This is a genomic window from Citrobacter sp. R56, assembly GCF_016811995.1.
GTDB classification, from domain to species: domain Bacteria; phylum Pseudomonadota; class Gammaproteobacteria; order Enterobacterales; family Enterobacteriaceae; genus Citrobacter_D; species Citrobacter_D enshiensis.
On sequence record NZ_CP069159.1, the window covers coordinates 975,607 to 992,899 of the forward strand.

Below are 17,293 nucleotides of genomic sequence, written 5' to 3' on the forward strand. Positions count from 1 at the left end.
TCACGAGCTTATTTTTATGAATAATAAAAATTTTCACAGGATGTGGTTGGCGTTTTTCGTGGTGCTATTCACCCTGGTTAGCGGTTGTTCATCGTCTTCACACAGCGATCCCTCCCGCTACAATCTGCAGTTTCAGGCCCATCCGCAAATCAATGATTCGGCGCCGCTCAAAGTGAGAGTGCTGCTGCTGAAATCCGATGCGGATTTCATGTCCAGCGACTTTTATTCCTTACAGAACAACGCGTCGGCCACGCTTGGCGCGAATCTGCTTAACAGCGATGTGTTCTTTCTGATGCCTGACCAGCTTTCGAAAACCCTGAGCGGACAAAGCTCGCCTGAAGCACGCTACATCGGTGTGATGGCGGAATACCAGATGCTGGATGGAAAAAAGTGGCGCGTCTCTCTCCCGTTGCCTGTCCCTGGCGAAAATCATCTTTACCAGTTCTGGAAAGGATCCGCAGACGAACTGCAGGCCAGCGTCTTTCTTGACGTAAATGGGATCCGGGTCATCAGCCAGTAACGCGCTTCATAACAGGAATCACATCATCATGACGAAAGCAGAAAAGGTCGTCTGGACCGAAGGGATGTTTCTGCGTCCACACCATTTTCAGCGGACAGAAAGTTACCTGCTCAACCACGTGCGTGAATGGGGAGCGCTGCAACGATCGTATCTGTGGGGATTTCTCGATGTTGAACTGGACGAGGCGATGCTCCGTCAGGGATGCATTGCGCTGAGCTACGCGAGCGGACTGCTTCCCGACGGCACCTTTTTCCACCTGCGCAATGGCCGCAACGCGCCGCCGCCGCTGAAAATCCCTGACAACCTCACCAATGAAAAGGTTGTGCTGGCATTGCCGGTTCGCCGGGGTGAGCGTGAAGAAGTCATCTTTAGTGAAGAGCAGGCTTCGCTGGCGCGCTTCATGGCCTATGAGCAAGACGTTGAAGACGATAACGCGATGTCGGTAGGCGACGCCACGGTACAGTTTGGTCGGCTGCGCCTGAAGCTGATGCTGGAAAACGATCTGACGGCGGAGTGGACCGCTATCGGCGTGGCGTTCGTCACTGAGAAGCGTAACGACAATCACGTGCGGCTGGATAACACCTATATCCCGCCGATGCTGAATGCCAACAACAGCCCGCAGCTTTACAGCATGATTAACGATCTCCACGGTTTACTGGTTCAGCGTAGCCAGCAGATTGGCGGTCGTTTGCGCCAGCCTGGGCGTTTTAACACCTCTGAACTGATTGAATTTACGCTGCTTTCGCTGGTGAATCGCCACCTGGGCGAAGTGTCGCATTTCAAAACGCTCCCGCTGCTGCACCCGGAAACGCTCTGGCGCAGCTGGCTGCCGTTTGCCACTGAACTCGCTACCTGGACGTCGCAGCGCACCGCAGAAAGCATACTGCCCGTATACGATCATGACGATCTGGCGGGCTGCTTTAGCAAGCTGATGCTGATGCTCCGTCAGGGGCTGTCGCTGGTGATGGAAGACCATGCGATTCAGTTGCCGCTCAACGAACGCTCCCACGGCCTGAATATTGCCACCGTACCGGAAACGAGCATGGTGCGTGAGTTTGGTTTCGTGCTGGCCGTGAAAGCCAACGTGCCGGGCGAGCAGCTGCAAACCCATTTCCCTGCGCAAATGAAAGTGGCGCCCGTCTCTAAAATCCGCGATCTGGTTCAGCTTCAGTTGCCGGGTATTATGCTGCGCGCTATGCCCGTCGCGCCGCCGCAGATCCCCTGGCACGCTGGCTACAGCTACTTCGAGCTGGAAAAGGGGGGAGAACTGTGGAACGAGATGGATAAGTCCGGCGCGTTCGCCCTGCATCTTGCGGGGGAGTTCCCTGGACTCGATATGGAGTTTTGGGCCATCCGTAGCCCGACAGAATAATAAAGCGAGCGCTTACTATGCAGGAACGACAGGATCCCGGCAGCGATGCCGCGTTTACCACAGCGAGTGGAAATAACCCGCTGGTGGCGGCCGCCAATCCGCTGCTCAATGCGATTGCGCAAATCCGTCATTCGGTTTCTCACGATGATCAGTTGGCGTTACGCCAGCGCTTAATCGACGAAATTCGCCGCTTCGAAGTGCGCTGCCAGCAGGCAGGATTGCCGTATGAAGTGATCGTCGGCGCACGCTACTGTCTGTGCACGGCGCTGGACGAAGCCGCCGCGCTCACCCCCTGGGGCAGTAGCGGCGTCTGGTCCAGCAGCGGACTGCTGGTGACCTTTCATAACGAAACCTGGGGCGGGGAGAAGTTCTTCCAGCTGTTGGCGCGCCTGTCGCAGAATCCGCGTGAACACCTCCTGTTGCTGGAGATGATCAACTACTGTCTGCTGCTCGGTTTCGAGGGGCGCTATCGGGTGCTGGATAACGGTCGTACCCAGCTTGAGACCATCAAGCAGCGGCTGTGGCAGATGATCCGTGGCGTGCGCGGTAGCTATCCGCCCGCGCTCTCTCCGCATCCGGAAGATCGTCCTGTGCTGCGCAAACTCTGGCGACCGATGGTGCCGCTGTGGGCCTGCGTGGCGCTGGGCGGTTTTATCGCCTGCCTGTTCTATATCGTTCTTAACTGGCGCCTCGGTGACAGTACCAATCCGGTGCTGGCGAAGATCTACCAGTCTCAACTGCCGGAAACCACGATTCAACATCCGGCGCAACAGCTGCCTGCGGTGCTGAACCTGCGCGGTTTCCTGAAACCTGAAATTGATGCCGGGCTGCTGGTAGTGAAGGATGAAGCGGATCGCAGCGTGGTGATTCTGAAAGGTGACGGTCTGTTCGCTTCCGCCTCCACGGTGGTGCGTGACCGCTATGAACCGGTCATCGACCGCATCGCCCAGGCGATGAATAACGTCAGCGGCAAAATTCTGGTGGTGGGGTACAGCGACAACCTGCCGATTCGCAGCGCGCGCTTCGCCTCCAACTATGAGCTTTCGCTGGAACGCGCACGCTCAGTACAAAAACAATTGCAGGGAAGACTCTCGCAACCTGAACGCGTGAAAGCGGAAGGGCGAGGCGAGATCAATCCCGTCGCGCCAAACAACACGCCAGAAAACCGCGCCCGTAACCGCCGTGTGGAAATTACTCTGCTGGTGTCGCCTGAAAATACCCAGGCTGAGCTGAACGGATTGCCGCAAGGAAACTAAGGATGCTGACAACTCTTCTTTCCATTCTCACCAATCGCGTGCTGTGGAGCCTGCTCGGCGTGACGGCGCTTGCCGCGGTGATCTGGATGATTGGCCCGCTGCTCTCCATCGTGGATACCCGGCCGCTCGAATCTGAACAGAACCGCATCATCAGCATCGCGGTGGTCTACCTGATTTGGGCCCAGAGCCACATTCTGCCGCGTTTGTATAACGCCTGGTTAAACCGCAAGTTGATGGACAAGCTCAATGAGAACACCACCAGCCCGGAAGCGGCGGATCCCCAGAAACGGCTGAACAGCGAGGAGCAGATCCTCGCAGGACGTTTCGACGAAGCGGCGCAGATGCTGAAAAAAGCCCACTTCAGCAAAGCGGGTAACCGCACCCAGTGGACCCAGCGGTTCAGTACGCAATATCTCTATCAGTTGCCGTGGTATGTGATCATCGGCGCGCCGGGTTCCGGCAAAACGACAGCGCTGGCCAATTCCGGGCTGCAATTCCCGCTGGCGGACCGCTTCGGTAAAACCGCGCTGCGGGGCATCGGCGGCACACGTAACTGCGACTGGTGGTTTACCAACGAGGCGGTGCTGCTGGACACCGCCGGGCGCTACACCACGCAAGAGAGTGAACAGGTGCAGGACGCCAGCGAATGGCTGGAGTTCATCGCGCTGCTGCGTAAATACCGTCGCCGTCAGCCGATTAACGGCGTCATTATCACCATCAGTATTTCTGACCTGCTGACCCAGTCCGCCGAGGCGTCCCGCCAGCAGGCGGTAAACCTGCGCCAGCGTCTTTCTGAACTGCATGAGCAACTGGGTATTCGCTTCCCGGTCTATGTGATGGTGACCAAGGCCGACCTGCTCAAAGGTTTCCGCGCCTGGTTTGCTGATTACGACAAAGTGCAGCGCGATCAAATTTGGGGCTTTACGCTCCCCTGGGAGCAGACCAAACACGCCGACTTTGATCTGATGGGCAACTTCACCCGGGAGTTCTCGCTTCTGCAACAGCGTCTGGATGCGGGGCTGCCGGAAACCATGCTTAAAGAGCACGATGCGAAAACCCGCGCCGATGCGTATCTCTTCCCGCAGGAGTTCGCCGCGCTGCGCCCGCTGCTGGCGGACTACCTGAGCACGGTCTTCGCCCGTTCTAACTTTGAAACTGAGTTCTCACCGCGCGGGATCTACTTCGCCAGCGGGACTCAGGAGGGGATGCCGTTCGACCGCGTGATGGGCGAACTGAACCGCGCGCTCTCGTTGCCGGAAGGCGAGGAAAGCGATAGCTGGGATTCTGTCAGCAAGGCGTCGCCGATCCCGGGTGCGAAAGGCCAGAGTTTCTTCATCAAAAACCTGCTGCAAAACGTCATTTTCCAGGAAGCCGGTATCGCCGGGGAAAACCGCTGGTGGGAACTGCGCAACCGCGCCGTTACCTGGTCTGGCTATGCGGCGATCCTCGCCCTGTTGGTTATCCTTAGCGGGCTGTGGCTCATCAGCTTTAACCGGAACAAAGCGTATCTGGAAGAGGTGGATGCAAAAGTGCCGCACCTGGAGCAGCAGAGCAAAGCGTTGCAAAACCAGCCACAGCGCGATCTGTTTGCCCTCCTGCCGCTGCTCAACGATCTGGTGGAACTACCAAAAAGCAACGCATTTGACGTCAACGATCCTCCGGTGACTCGCCGTATGGGGCTTTATCGCGGTGATGACGTCAGCGACGCTTCGCAGTCTCTGTATCAGAAAGCACTGGATCAGATGCTGTTGCCTGCCGTGGCGATGCACATCACCACCTGGCTGCGTAACGATAACGGCAGTGATGTTGAATACAGCTACGAGGCGCTGAAGGCGTATCAGATGCTCTATCAGCCGAAGCATTACGACGGCAAGTTTTTGCACTCGTGGGTGATGCTGAATTTACAACGCAATCTGCCGCAAAACGTCACGCAGGCGCAGCTTCAGCAGCTCGAATGGCATCTGACGCAACTGCTGGAGCCGCAAATTCAGTCTTCGCCGTATGCCCGGGACGAGACGCTGGTGGCGCGCGAGCGGGCGCTGATCAACCAGCAGCCGCTCTCCACCCGCGTCTATGGTCGCCTGAAGCGTCTGCTTGAGCATGATGAAAATCTGCAGCCGGTTTCGCTGGCGGACCTGGGCGGCCCGCAAAGCGAACTGGTCTTTTCACGTAAAAGCGGCAAACCGGTGAGTGAAGGCGTGCCGGGCCTCTACACCCCGGATGGTTACTGGAAGAGCTTTAACGGTCAGATTGACAACGTGACCACCGCGCTACACGAAGATGACGCCTGGGTGCTGGGCGCGACGTCATCGCAGGAAGACAAACCGCAGATCGATAACGCCGTACGCCAGCTCTACATGCGTGACTTTATCGCGAACTGGGATCGCTTCCTTGCCGATATTCAGCTCAACAACAGCGCCGATCTTTCTCAACGCATCAATACGGCGCGCCTGCTTTCTGGTGCTAACTCGCCACTGCGCCGTCTGGTTCAGAATCTGAGCCAGGTGCTGGATTTGTCGCACAATGCGCCAGCACCCGAGAATGCCGGGAAAGCCCAGGAGCAGGGCAACCGGGCCACCCGCACGCTGGAAGCGCTGTTTAGCAACAATGACGCAGCGCCGACACAGAGCGCGGTCATGACGCAAACCCCTGAACAGCGGGTCACCGAGCATTATGCGCCGATGATTGAGCTGGCGCAGCCGCTGGAGAAGGGCGGTAAAACGCTCGTTTTTGATGATTTTCTCAAGCAGGTTGATGAGCTTTACCGCTACCTGACGGCCGTCCAGGACGCTGCTAACAGCGGCATGCCGGCACCGGGCGGCGAAGCGATTAGCCGTCTGCAGGCCAGCGCGGGTCGTCTGCCTGGCGGACTGCAAACCATGTTTAGCAATATGGCAGTGGGTGCCAGCAGTGACACCCAACGCCGTGATCTGGAAAACGTCCGCAAGCGGATTAACGTTGAAGTCGGCGGTTTCTGTCGCCAGGCGATTGCCGGTCGTTACCCGCTGGTTCGCAGTGCCAGCACAGAGGTCACGCCTGACGATCTCGCCCGCATGTTCGCGCCGGGCACCGGGCTGATGGACACCTTTTTCCGCGACAATCTGACCAACAAGGTGGATACCACCCAGGCGAACTGGCGCTTTATGCCAGGTATCGATGGCAAAACCCTGCCGGGGAGTGAAGGGCTGCTGCGTCCGTTCCAGCAGGCGCAGTCAATCCGGGATGCGTTTTTCGCCAACGGCGCAACTACCCCCTCTTTCAAGGTGACGGTGCGCACTGTGCGGATGGACAACACCATTCTGAACCTGACGCTGGACGTGGACGGGCAGCAATTGCGCTACAGCCATGGACCCCAGGCGGTGCAGATAATGAACTGGCCGGGACCGGGCGGCACGAACCAGGTGCGTATGCAGTTAGGGCTGGCGAATGGCAGCACGGCCACACTGGTGACTAACGGCGCCTGGGCGCTGAACCGCTTTTTCGATAAAGCTCGCACCAGCCCCGGCGCGGGCAGCCTGAGCCGTCAGGCTACCTTCAGCGTGGATGGTCATCAGGTCACGCTGGAGTTTGCGCCAAACAGCATTCGTAATCCGTTCCAGCTTCCCCGTTTCTCATGCCCATAACCGCAAGGACAGCCGTATGACGAATCCCCCTGCGATGAACCTCTACAGCTGGTATGGCAAATTACCCAGCGCAGGCGACTTTCTGCAGCGTCGTTTTCCTGACGCGTTACAACGCCAGTGGTCCCACTGGTTTCAGGTCGGCCTGCTGGCCTGGCAACAGGAAGAGCAGCGCAGCGGCGAGCGCCAGTTCGCCAAAGCTCCGGTATGGAATTTTGTTGTACCGCCGATGTTGGGTAGCCAGATGATCCAGATGGGCTGTCTGCTGCCAGCCCGTGACAGCGTAGGGCGGCAGTATCCGGTCTGCGCCCAGCTTAGCTTTACGCCTGCTGAGTGGTCGCCGCGTCTGTTGGGGCAGGCCGAAAGCTGGTATCAGCAGCTTGGCCGGGTGGTATTACACGCGGTGCGCAACGGTTACTCCGCCGCGCAACTGGAAGAAGCACTGATGATGATTCCGCCGCCGCAACCCGTTGAGCCGCAGATGCGCTCCGACATCCTGGATGTGATCGGTTATGCCGAAGACGACCCGATAACCCTGGGGTGGCCGCAGGCGGCAGAGTGCTTCGACCCGCAGCGTCAGGCCAGCTTCTGGTGGACCAACCGCTGCGATGGTTACCCGCTTTACACCCACGTTCACAGCGGAAACTTTACCGGGCAGCTTTTTACGCTGCTGTTCGATCCGGCAGGCGGTGCCCGGCCAGGTCGTCACGGCCTCTATCCGCCGATGTTTGAATAAGCAGGGACTCCATGAATATTGATGAAATTCTCGCGCCGATTAGCCACGAAAACCCCTGCGGCGAAAATCTTGAGTACGACGCTGACTTCCAGGCCATGGGGCAGGCAAGCCAGGGCAAAGCCGAACAGCAGTTCGGCGACACCATTATTCCAGCGGAACCTGCCGACTGGAATACGGTGGAAAAGCTCGCCACCCGCCTGTTGGGGCGTACCAAAGATCTGCGCGTCATGCTGGCGTTAACCCATGCCTGGACACGGCGTCGGGGGCTATCGGGATACGCAGACGGTCTGTTGCTGGTAGAGCAGGCGCTTTCCCGCTACTGGGAACCGCTGTACCCACGGCTGGAAGAGTATGGCGAAACCGATCCGTTCTACCGTATTAACGCCCTCGCGGGGCTGGGCGATAAATCCGATCTCACTTTCGCGCTGCGTAATGCCTCGCTGTTGCGCTCAAACGGCGACGAGATTTCGCTGCGCGATGCCCAGGCGCTGCTTGATGGCAGCAAAACCGAATGCCCGGATTATCCCGGTGGTCGTCCAAGGCTGATTGATGAACTGGCCCGCGGCGGCCAGCCCGGCACCGAGGCGGTTTTCTTGATTAACCAACGGCTACTGGCGATCCGCGATCGGCTGGTCGGGCACCTCGGGGAGAGCGGCGTACCGGAAATGGAACAACTGCTGAAAACCGTTGGGCTGGTGGCCAGCGCCTGTCAGATGACCGATATCAGCACGCTGTTGCCGGGCGCTGAGGCGTCGGTTGAACAAAGCGCAACGCCGCCGAGCGCCACAGTTCCGCCCGTTTCGCAGGTCGCGGACTGGCGCAGCGTGCAGGTCACCAGTCGCGCCGACGCGCAGTTGATGCTGGAGAAAGCGAAGCAGTATTTTGCGCAATATGAGCCGAGTCACCCCGCACCATTGATGATTGAACGGGTGCAGCGGCTGTCTGAACTCAACTTTATGGACATTATTCGCGACCTGGCGCCGGACGGCGTTAACCAACTGGAAAACATTTTTGGACGCCGCGAATGACGCGTCCAGGCATTATGACGACAGGCATGACGTCTGCCGTTTCACCTTCACCGCGCATCTTTGACGGAGAACATCATGGCAATGAGTAACAGTGGGCAGAAATTCATCGCACGTAACCGTGCCCCCCGCGTGCAGATCGAGTACGACGTAGAGATCTACGGTGCAGAACGTAAAATTCAGCTGCCGTTTGTGATGGGCGTAATGGCCGATCTGGTGGGCAAACCGGTTGAAAATCTGCCGGCGGTCGACGAGCGTAAATTCCTTGAAATCGATATCGATAACTTCGACGAACGTATGAAAGCGCTGAAGCCGCGCGTTGCGTTCCACGTGGATAACACGCTGACCGGCGAAGGTAAGCTCAACGTCGATCTGACCTTCGACAGCATGGATGACTTCCTGCCGGATGCGGTGGCCCGCAAAGTTGAACCGTTGAACAAGCTGCTGGAGGCGCGTACTCAGCTCTCCAACCTGTTGACCTATATGGACGGCAAAAACGGTGCGGAAGAGCTGATCGCTAAAATTCTGCAGGATCCGACGCTGCTCAAATCCCTGAGCCAGTTGCCGAAAAATGACGATAGCGCGAAAGGTAGCGAGGAATAATCGATGAGCAACCAGACTCAACAACAAGAGCTGCAGGCAGATCAGGCGTTCAGCCAGGACGAATTCAGCGCGCTGCTGAACAAAGAGTTTCGTCCTAAGACCGATCAGGCGCGTTCGGCGGTGGAAAGCGCAGTAAAAACGCTGGCGCAGCAGGCGCTGGAAAACACCGTCACCTTCTCAAACGACACCTACCGCACCATTCAAAATCTGATTGCCGGTATTGATGAGCAGCTCTCGCAGCAGGTGAATCAGATTATTCACCATGACGAGTTTCAGAAGCTGGAAAGCGCCTGGCGTGGCCTGAGCTATCTGGTCAACAACACTGAAACCGACGAGATGCTGAAGATCCGTTTTATGAGCATCTCCAAACAGGAACTGGGCCGTACCCTAAAACGTTACAAGGGTGTGGGCTGGGACCAGAGCCCGATCTTCAAGAAAATCTACGAACAAGAGTACGGGCAGTTTGGCGGCGAACCGTTTGGCTGCATCGTCGGTGACTACTATTTCGACCATAGCCCGCAGGATGTTGAGCTGCTGGGGGAAATGGCGCGCATCGGTTCTGCGGCACACTGCCCGTTCATTACCGGTACCGCGCCGGGCGTGATGCAGATGGAGTCCTGGCAGGAGCTGGCCAACCCGCGCGATCTGACCAAAATCTTCCAGAACACCGAATATGCCGCCTGGCGTTCGCTGCGTGAATCGGAAGATGCCCGCTATCTGGGGCTGGTGATGCCGCGTTTTCTGTCTCGTCTGCCGTATGGCATTCGGACTAACCCGGTCGACAGCTTTGATTTTGAAGAGCAAACCGACGGTGCTAACCACAACAACTACTCCTGGGCGAATGCCGCTTACGCAATGGCCGCTAACATCAACCGCTCCTTCAAAGAGTACGGCTGGTGTACCTCGATTCGCGGCGTGGAGTCCGGCGGGGCAGTCGAAAATCTGCCGTGCCACACCTTCCCAAGCGATGATGGCGGCGTGGACATGAAATGTCCGACCGAAATCGCCATCAGTGACCGTCGTGAAGCTGAGCTGGCGAAAAATGGTTTTATGCCGCTTATTCATCGCAAAAACTCCGACTTTGCGGCGTTCATCGGCGCGCAGTCGCTGCAAAAACCGGCGGAGTACCACGATCCAGATGCCACCGCCAATGCCCGTCTGGCGTCACGTTTGCCCTATCTGTTCGCCTGCTGCCGTTTCGCGCACTACCTGAAGTGCATCGTGCGCGACAAAATCGGCTCCTTCCGCGAGCGCGAAGAGATGGAACGCTGGCTGAATGACTGGGTGATGAACTACGTGGACGGTGACCCGGCCAACTCCTCCCAGGAAACCAAGTCCCGTAAACCGCTGGCAGCGGCAGAAGTGCAGGTACAGGAAATCGAAGATAATCCGGGCTACTACGCCGCGAAGTTCTTCCTGCGCCCACATTATCAGCTGGAAGGCCTGACCGTTTCGCTGCGTCTGGTTTCTAAACTGCCGTCGCTGAAGACGCAGGACGCGTAATGAAGATTACCGGCTCTGCGGGGCCGGTAATCTATCTGGTAGATATTACCGCCAGTAAATAAGGACATACGATGAAAAGTAATATTTTAATCGCAGCCAGTTTGCTGGCCGCCTCTACTCTGGCGATTGCTGATAGCGAAACCTATTCTTATCCGCGTGCTGATGCGCTACCTCAGGATGACACGTCTAATTTTCTCCGTGATCCCGCGTTATTAACCGGTTTTGATTTGAACCTGAGTGCTGAACGTTTTGCGAAAGCATGGCTTTCAAAAACTAACGAGCGTGAACGTATTAAGGCTGACATGTATCTTCTGGGTGTGGTTGATGCATCAGAGGGCATTGCGTGGTGCAAGGGTAAGCCATTTCTTCCTAATACTCTCCATGAATATCTTTATGCTCGTTTTGCCAGCCTGTCGAAGCAGGAAGGGGAACAACGTGCTTCTAAAGTCATCACTGACGGTATGAAAGAGTTGCGGCCCTGCAAACGGGAGAATAATAAATGAGACCATTATATGAGCAGTTGAAACGCCAGCATTACTCTGCAAACCAGACCCGTGCTGGATTTACATCCGCAGAACAACTTTTTTCAGAAATTGGCTACGATTACTCAACGATAATTAAACAGCAACCCGCTTACGAAAATACATGTGCAGTCCGGATGAGTCTGGCATTATTGAAATGTAATATCGATTTTACGGGGCGCTTACCTGTTAAGTCAGGTCCGTATAAAGGCAAGGCAATTGAGGCTGGTGCAAAATTGCTGGCCGATCAGTTGTATAAGTCACATGTGTTTGGAAAAGCTGAAGTTTATACTGACCGTCAGGCGGGCGCGCGATCTATGCTTGGAAGAAAGGGCGTCGTTTTCTTCAATAAGATTGACGGTTACGGTGGTGGACATATCGATCTTATAGAGCCTCTAAGTAGTAATTCGTTTATTTGTAACTCCGATTGCTTTCCTTATTGTAAGGAAATATGGTTCTGGGAATTGGCATGATTCCCAATGTTATTTTTAAATGGAATTACTTGTTTCTGGTTTTTATAAGTTTTGTTGCTAATGGCGGCAATAATAATCTATTATCTTGCTGAAAAAATGAAGTCAAGACTTTGACGTGCACCAGCATTTCAGTGAGAAACGAAGACCAAAAATAATTAGAATTAGAAAAGCGATTTTCCCAAAAAGAAGACCAGCAGACATTGTAGTAAATGTCTCAAGTGTAATGACATACCATGCTGACTGAAAAATATCGATAACAGTGAAAATCCCAATAATGAAAAACACGACTGTTAATATTAATGAGGCAATCTTTTTCATTCACTAATTCTTTCTTGTTAAAACGTAATTGAAATTATTCTAGATGATGCAAAGGTTGGTTGTCTAGCACTTAGTCACCGTCATGAATGGCTGGGTATCATTTAGGGTGGTTGCAATCGCTGCCACTCTGGATATTCTGATCGAATATGATTTCGTCAGATTAGAGGCAGAGGTAAAATATGGACGGTTTTATTCAGCCCCATGCTTTCCTGTTTGCCATATAAGTGCTTTTTCGAAAGCAATAATGTTAATCCACGAAGAGTAGATATTATGGCTATTGATATGTTTCTGAAGGTCGAGGGTGTTACGGGCGAATCTAAAGATTCTAACCACACTGGCTGGACTGATATTACCTCCTTCTCCTGGGGCGCGTCCCAGCCGGGAAATATGAGTGTCGGCGGCGGTGGTGGTGCAGGTAAAGTTAACTTTAACGATCTGCACGTCAATGCACTCATCGACAAATCGACCACCGCCGTTCTGAAGCACTGTGCGAGCGGTAAGCACCTGAGCAAAGTTGAACTGTCTGTCTGTAAAGCGGGCGGCCAGCAGGTTGAATACACTCGTATCACGCTGGAAGATGTGCTGGTGACTGCGGTTCAGTACACCGGCGCAGACAACGGCGATACCGTTGGCGTGACCTATGCATTCCAGGCTGCGAAAGTGAAACAGCAGTACTGGGAGCAGACCACTGCGGGTGGTAAAGGTGCTGAAAGCAGCGCTGGCTGGAATATCAAAGAGAACAAAGAAGCATAATTTGCGTATACGTGGCCGGGGATTACTCCCCGGTCATTATCGTAAAAATAACGATTAAAAGTTTGTGTAAGTCATCGTTGCCAGGATTTTGTACACAGGCGGATTGGGTTATGAAGAGAGCGCTAAGTGCTGCAGCGATAACGTGTCTATGTAGCGCCTGCATATCGCATCCTGCGCAGTATCAACGTCTGACGGTCTCATTAGAAAATAACGCACCGTGCTTTCGTTTTCCTCAGGATTCTGGGCTTACATATCCGATCACCGCTTATGCGCCAACGGTGATGAAGCAAGAAGGCGAGCAGTGGAAAAGGATCTCGTTGTCTGGTTTTAACACCCCCATAGTTTTGTTAAAACCCGGCGTTTGTCATCAATGGAGTGGGATCACCTGGCAGGCCGGAGAATTCGATGTTGCACTAAGAGCTGCAGACAAGAATGGAGCCTTCCGATATGCCGCACGGTTTGAATTATATAAGGATACCGGTGGTCAACTACGGATTAGACAGAACGAATAAGTAGAGAGCATTCCAAATGCCGGCGTTGTTGTTCTCAGCGCAACTGTTGAAGGAACTCAGTTAGTAGGATTGGTTGGTGATCAGCGTCATCATTTAATTTACCGCGGAGATTCATGTGAGCTTTGAAAATGTTTACTCAATTTCCGTCATTTTACTGTTCATTATTTTTATTACTATTGTGGTGACGTTTTATGCTGATTACAGAAAACGCTCCCCTCAGATAGCTAAAGTCTATGAATTATTAAAGCAGCAGCAACTCATTCGGAGTGATGATTATAATATTTGGGAAGGGTTAGGGTTTTGGGGATTTGGTTTTCGAGTGACGATAATATCAAGTCTGTTGAACGGAAAACGCGTTAAGTTAACCCAGTCTCGTTGGCTTGAACCAGTCCCGGTTAAGAATGCGCTGTGTGATTTTGATTTGACATGGATTAATACTTATATCATGAAAAATAAAATTGCGTTGATTGTTTTTGCTGTATTATTAACGCTGTCTTTCTTACATGATATTTGAGTTTGCTATTTATTTCACCAAAGTATGCTTAAAATCATCCTGTGAAATAAAAGCGGGGCGAACAGGAGAAAGGATCAGGGATTGGTTTTCTGGAGACTAATAAATGTATGAGATGATCCGCCTCATAGCGCTCTTTTTTGTTTTTTTGGGATTGCTTATTTCTTTGTTTTTTTACTTTTATTTTTATCGTAAATATTCTGCAGAGCTATCAAAATCATTTCATTTTTTGAGTGATAGGCAATGCTTAGATGTAAATGATTATCTATTTTATGAGCAACTTGGCCTGCCCGGCTTTGCGCATCGAGTGTTATTAATGAAAAAGATTCTGTCCGGCAAAGCCACCACAACAAAAGGTAAAATAATTCTTTCTCCGGAGGTAAGTCAGTTAATAGCATCGACTTACAATTTTTCATGGATAAAAACGTTTTACAAAATGACAATTTTTGTAGCATTTTTAATGCTGCTATTGCTTTTAATGGTTGCCACAGGAAAATAAAGGCATGCCATGCTTAAGCTTAACAAATGTAACGTTATTGGCTCTTGTGATTTTGTTTGCCGCTCTTGTTATCATGGACTTCTACAGTTCTTGTTATTTTAGAAAGCACGAAAATGATTATAAATTACTTCTTTCAGAATATCGGCAAAGAGGCTACGATCTCGATCTGATGACAAATTATGCATCATTTTTTGGTTCGCTGGCGAATTATCAAAAAATAATCTGGTTTGTTCGTCTTCGCAAAGGCGTGAAGATGAAGTTTTCCAAAGACAGAAATGTACAGGTTGAAGCCTATCAATTCGTTCAGTCTTTACCGGAAGAGAGAATCAGCTGGATATTGAAACTGCATCGACGCTATAAAGCTCAGGCCTTACTTTTTACATTATGGCTCCTTACCGGCATTATTTTTCTAAATATAGTCAAATAGCTTAAATCAGCTATTAACCCCCAAACGCCGCCGTTCTCACCCTGAGAGCGGCAGCGTTTGAGCGCTAATCATACCAGCAGGAATACGCCATGCGATTCACGATTATTTCGACAAAACCCGGTCATCAGCCGCCGCAGAGCCGCTGTGATTTTTACGCCCCGGGGGGCACCATTGGTCGCGGTACGGATAACAATCTGGTACTGCCGGACAATGACCGCACCATCTCGCGTCTGCAGGCCATCGTCCATGTGGATGCGCAGGGCGAATGCCGCATGACCAATCGCGGCAGCGTCACCCGCGTGGTGCTGAACGATATTCCGCTGGAGCGGGGTCGTCAGGTTGAGCTTCAGGACGGCGATATTCTCGGTATTGATGACTATCGTATCGAAGTGGCCGATCTTATTCAGGATACCCAGCCGATTAGTCGGATGGCCGCGAGTATCGCTTCACGTCCAACGGCGACGCCTGTACCCCCTGCAGAACCGAAGCCGGTCAGTGCGTCGCAACGTGTTGACGCGGCGCCAACCGCCGTACCGACGGAAATCTGGGACAGCCTGATGCAGGAGTTTTCCATCTCCGACAGCATCTCCAGCGGCCGCGCGAAACCGCAACCTGCCGCATCTCACGATCCGTTCTCACAGCCCAGCGAGCCGGAGCGCAATGCCGACGATCCGCTGGCGCTGTTCAGTGACAGCAATCCACAGCTTGAGCGCAAAAACGTCAATACCGATGCGCTGTTTAGCGATGAAGCGCTGTTTAAAACTGAGAGCATCTTTAACGACGTCACGCCAACCACGCTGGTGGCGCCAGAAGACAACAAACCGACATTGCCAAAAGAAGAGGCGTTGGATGAACTCGATCCGCTGGCGCTTTTTGGCGGCTCGGCCAGCGCACCCGCAGCGCGCAATGACGATCCGCTCGGGCTCATGGGCGGCGCGCCGTTAACGCACCCTGACGAAATTATTACTGAGCAGCCCGTCATGGAGCAGGAAGAGGACGCGCTTGCGGATTCACCGCTGTTTACGCCAGACGTGCAGGAGGAACCGCGCGCTGAAGAGGAGGCACCGGAACGTCAGGATTACGCCGGGTTCACAATGCCGACGCCACAGGCCGTCGCGCGCAGTAACGCCCAGCCGCCAAAAGGACGTCTGCGTATCGACCCGGTAAAAAACGCCGCGTCACCGTCGGCCATCGCCCATAACACCGAGAAGGGCGACGTCCTGCAGGGCGAATTACTGGAAGCGTTGCTTGAAGGTATGGGACTGAGTGAAATGCAGCCGGTGCCGCAGTTCGACCGTGAAAATATGCGCCAGCTTGGCCAAATCTTGGGCATGTTCTCGCAGGGGACAGTAGCGCTGCTCTCATCGCGTTCCATTCTTAAGCGCGGCGTGAAAGCGGATATGACGATGGTGCTCGACGATGCGAACAACCCCTTCAAGCTGCTGCCTTCCGGTAAAACGGTGCTGATCCAGATGTTCGGCACCCCGATGCCGGGCTTTATGCCGCCGACAAAATCGGTGCGTGACGCGCTCATCGATTTGCAGGCGCATCAACTGGGGATGATCTCCGGTATACGCGCCATTATTGCCGCCATGCTGCAATCCTTTAACCCGGAGCAGCTTGAAGAGCAGGCAAAACAGAATGGCGTGAGCTCCCGCCTGGCGCTGCCTGGCAGCCGTAAAGCGGCGCTGTGGGACTATTTTGTCCGCAGCTATGGCGAGACGGCCGGTGAAATTGAAGATGACTTCCACACCCTGTTTGGCGAAGCCTTCCTTCATGCTTATGACATGGAGGTGAATCAGTACAAAGACTCACAGAGTGGATCGGAAGAAAAATGAAGATCGCAACGGCTTCTCTCTCCCGCCAGGGAACGCGCGCCAGCAACCAGGATCAGACGGGAGAAACCATTGGGGAACGTTCAGCCTGCTTTGTCGTCTGTGACGGCATCGCCGGACTGCCCGGCGGCGAGATGGCCGCTGAGCTTGCCCGTAACAGCATTATCTCCCGCTTTGATGGCGACAAACATCTTAACGCCCAGCATATCCGTGACTACGTACAGACGGCGAACCGCACCATTCTCAGTGAACAGCAGGCTGTGCAGGATTATCACCGGATGGGCACGACGCTGGTCAGCCTGTTTATCGACAGAGATTATCGTCTGGCTTACTGGGCGCACGCCGGGGACAGCCGCCTGTACCTGTTTCGCCGCGGCTGGCTGTGGCAGGTGACGACCGATCATAGCCTGATTCAGCAGATGAAAGACGCCGGTCATCAGACGGAAAACCTGAACAGTAATCTGCTTTATCTGGCGCTGGGTATTGAGAACGGCGGGCCGGAAGCCAGCTACAGCGACGTGGTGCCGGTTGAAGACGGCGATGCCTTTTTGCTCTGCACCGATGGCTTCTGGCATGGCGTCAGCGAAGAACAAATGCAGCAGTCGCTGCACATGGTTAATACGCCGCAGGAGTGGCTGACATTAATGCAGCAAATTATTCAAAAGAACGGCGAACAGGAAGGCAATGCACAGGATAACTACACCGCGATTGCGGTGTGGATGGGAAGTCCTCAGGACACCACCTTGCTGCATACGCTCTCTGACGCAACTCAATTTCTTCCCTGCGGAACTGATTAGACATACAAGGAT

The 17,293-nt window shown here is 54.0% G+C and carries 16 protein-coding genes; all 16 read left to right on the forward strand.

What is annotated here, in order from left to right:
- Nucleotides 1–16: 16 nt before the first annotated feature.
- Nucleotides 17–520, forward strand: a complete 504-nt coding sequence (gene tssJ, locus JM656_RS04610) for a type VI secretion system lipoprotein TssJ (protein WP_203360202.1) — start codon at nucleotides 17–19, stop codon at nucleotides 518–520.
- Between the two features lie 28 nt (nucleotides 521–548).
- Nucleotides 549–1,892 carry a type VI secretion system baseplate subunit TssK gene (gene tssK, locus JM656_RS04615; RefSeq protein WP_203360203.1) on the forward strand — a complete coding sequence of 448 codons (1,344 nt, stop codon included), beginning with the start codon at nucleotides 549–551 and terminating at the stop codon, nucleotides 1,890–1,892.
- Between the two features lie 17 nt (nucleotides 1,893–1,909).
- On the forward strand, nucleotides 1,910–3,148 hold the full coding sequence (locus JM656_RS04620) for a DotU family type VI secretion system protein (RefSeq protein ID WP_203360204.1): 1,239 nt from the start codon (nucleotides 1,910–1,912) through the stop codon (nucleotides 3,146–3,148).
- 2 nt (nucleotides 3,149–3,150) lie between these two features.
- A complete protein-coding gene (tssM, locus tag JM656_RS04625; RefSeq protein ID WP_203360205.1) occupies nucleotides 3,151–6,771 on the forward strand; it encodes a type VI secretion system membrane subunit TssM in 3,621 nt (1,206 codons plus the stop codon).
- Nucleotides 6,772–6,787: 16 nt separating this feature from the next.
- Nucleotides 6,788–7,504, forward strand: coding sequence for a type VI secretion system-associated protein TagF (gene tagF / locus JM656_RS04630; protein ID WP_203360206.1), 717 nt, complete (start codon nucleotides 6,788–6,790; stop codon nucleotides 7,502–7,504).
- 11 nt (nucleotides 7,505–7,515) lie between these two features.
- Nucleotides 7,516–8,532: a type VI secretion system protein TssA gene (gene tssA, locus JM656_RS04635; RefSeq protein ID WP_203360207.1), complete on the forward strand. Its 1,017-nt coding sequence runs from the start codon at nucleotides 7,516–7,518 to the stop codon at nucleotides 8,530–8,532.
- 75 nt (nucleotides 8,533–8,607) lie between these two features.
- A complete protein-coding gene (tssB, locus tag JM656_RS04640) occupies nucleotides 8,608–9,132 on the forward strand; it encodes a type VI secretion system contractile sheath small subunit (RefSeq protein ID WP_203360208.1) in 525 nt (174 codons plus the stop codon).
- 3 nt (nucleotides 9,133–9,135) lie between these two features.
- Complete coding sequence (gene tssC / locus JM656_RS04645; RefSeq protein WP_203360209.1) at nucleotides 9,136–10,635, forward strand: type VI secretion system contractile sheath large subunit; 1,500 nt, start codon at nucleotides 9,136–9,138, stop codon at nucleotides 10,633–10,635.
- A 71-nt stretch (nucleotides 10,636–10,706) separates the two neighbouring features.
- Nucleotides 10,707–11,138 (forward strand): Rap1a/Tai family immunity protein, encoded by a 432-nt coding sequence (locus JM656_RS04650; protein WP_203360210.1) that lies wholly within the window; start codon nucleotides 10,707–10,709, stop codon nucleotides 11,136–11,138.
- On the forward strand, nucleotides 11,135–11,629 hold the full coding sequence (locus tag JM656_RS04655) for a T6SS effector amidase Tae4 family protein (RefSeq protein ID WP_203360211.1): 495 nt from the start codon (nucleotides 11,135–11,137) through the stop codon (nucleotides 11,627–11,629). Before JM656_RS04650 ends, JM656_RS04655 begins: the two co-directional genes overlap by 4 nt.
- A gap of 588 nt (nucleotides 11,630–12,217) precedes the next feature.
- Entirely contained in the window at nucleotides 12,218–12,700 is a 483-nt protein-coding gene (locus JM656_RS04660) for a type VI secretion system tube protein Hcp (protein WP_203360212.1), read from the forward strand.
- A gap of 627 nt (nucleotides 12,701–13,327) precedes the next feature.
- A complete protein-coding gene (locus tag JM656_RS04665; RefSeq protein WP_203360213.1) occupies nucleotides 13,328–13,726 on the forward strand; it encodes a hypothetical protein in 399 nt (132 codons plus the stop codon).
- Nucleotides 13,727–13,829: 103 nt separating this feature from the next.
- Nucleotides 13,830–14,222 (forward strand): hypothetical protein, encoded by a 393-nt coding sequence (locus tag JM656_RS04670; protein WP_203360214.1) that lies wholly within the window; start codon nucleotides 13,830–13,832, stop codon nucleotides 14,220–14,222.
- Between the two features lie 4 nt (nucleotides 14,223–14,226).
- The gene (locus tag JM656_RS04675; RefSeq protein ID WP_203360215.1) at nucleotides 14,227–14,649 is read left to right on the forward strand and encodes a hypothetical protein; all 423 of its coding nucleotides are present in this window, start codon (nucleotides 14,227–14,229) and stop codon (nucleotides 14,647–14,649) included.
- An 89-nt stretch (nucleotides 14,650–14,738) separates the two neighbouring features.
- Entirely contained in the window at nucleotides 14,739–16,487 is a 1,749-nt protein-coding gene (gene tagH, locus JM656_RS04680) for a type VI secretion system-associated FHA domain protein TagH (RefSeq protein WP_203360216.1), read from the forward strand.
- Complete coding sequence (locus tag JM656_RS04685) at nucleotides 16,484–17,281, forward strand: PP2C family serine/threonine-protein phosphatase (protein ID WP_203360217.1); 798 nt, start codon at nucleotides 16,484–16,486, stop codon at nucleotides 17,279–17,281. The genes tagH and JM656_RS04685 overlap by 4 nt, the downstream gene beginning before the upstream one ends.
- Nucleotides 17,282–17,293 lie beyond the last annotated feature (12 nt).

Excerpts from the sequence above, each read along its gene's own strand:
- tssJ (WP_203360202.1), top strand. The coding sequence starts at position 17 with ATGAATAATAAAAATTTTCACAGGATGTGGTTGGCGTTTTTCGTGGTG.
- tssK (WP_203360203.1), top strand. The coding sequence starts at position 549 with ATGACGAAAGCAGAAAAGGTCGTCTGGACCGAAGGGATGTTTCTGCGT.
- JM656_RS04620 (WP_203360204.1), top strand. The coding sequence starts at position 1,910 with ATGCAGGAACGACAGGATCCCGGCAGCGATGCCGCGTTTACCACAGCG.
- tssM (WP_203360205.1), top strand. The coding sequence starts at position 3,151 with ATGCTGACAACTCTTCTTTCCATTCTCACCAATCGCGTGCTGTGGAGC.
- tagF (WP_203360206.1), top strand. The coding sequence starts at position 6,788 with ATGACGAATCCCCCTGCGATGAACCTCTACAGCTGGTATGGCAAATTA.
- tssA (WP_203360207.1), top strand. The coding sequence starts at position 7,516 with ATGAATATTGATGAAATTCTCGCGCCGATTAGCCACGAAAACCCCTGC.
- tssB (WP_203360208.1), top strand. The coding sequence starts at position 8,608 with ATGGCAATGAGTAACAGTGGGCAGAAATTCATCGCACGTAACCGTGCC.
- tssC (WP_203360209.1), top strand. The coding sequence starts at position 9,136 with ATGAGCAACCAGACTCAACAACAAGAGCTGCAGGCAGATCAGGCGTTC.
- JM656_RS04650 (WP_203360210.1), top strand. The coding sequence starts at position 10,707 with ATGAAAAGTAATATTTTAATCGCAGCCAGTTTGCTGGCCGCCTCTACT.
- JM656_RS04655 (WP_203360211.1), top strand. The coding sequence starts at position 11,135 with ATGAGACCATTATATGAGCAGTTGAAACGCCAGCATTACTCTGCAAAC.
- JM656_RS04660 (WP_203360212.1), top strand. The coding sequence starts at position 12,218 with ATGGCTATTGATATGTTTCTGAAGGTCGAGGGTGTTACGGGCGAATCT.
- JM656_RS04670 (WP_203360214.1), top strand. The coding sequence starts at position 13,830 with ATGTATGAGATGATCCGCCTCATAGCGCTCTTTTTTGTTTTTTTGGGA.
- JM656_RS04675 (WP_203360215.1), top strand. The coding sequence starts at position 14,227 with ATGCCATGCTTAAGCTTAACAAATGTAACGTTATTGGCTCTTGTGATT.
- tagH (WP_203360216.1), top strand. The coding sequence starts at position 14,739 with ATGCGATTCACGATTATTTCGACAAAACCCGGTCATCAGCCGCCGCAG.
- JM656_RS04685 (WP_203360217.1), top strand. The coding sequence starts at position 16,484 with ATGAAGATCGCAACGGCTTCTCTCTCCCGCCAGGGAACGCGCGCCAGC.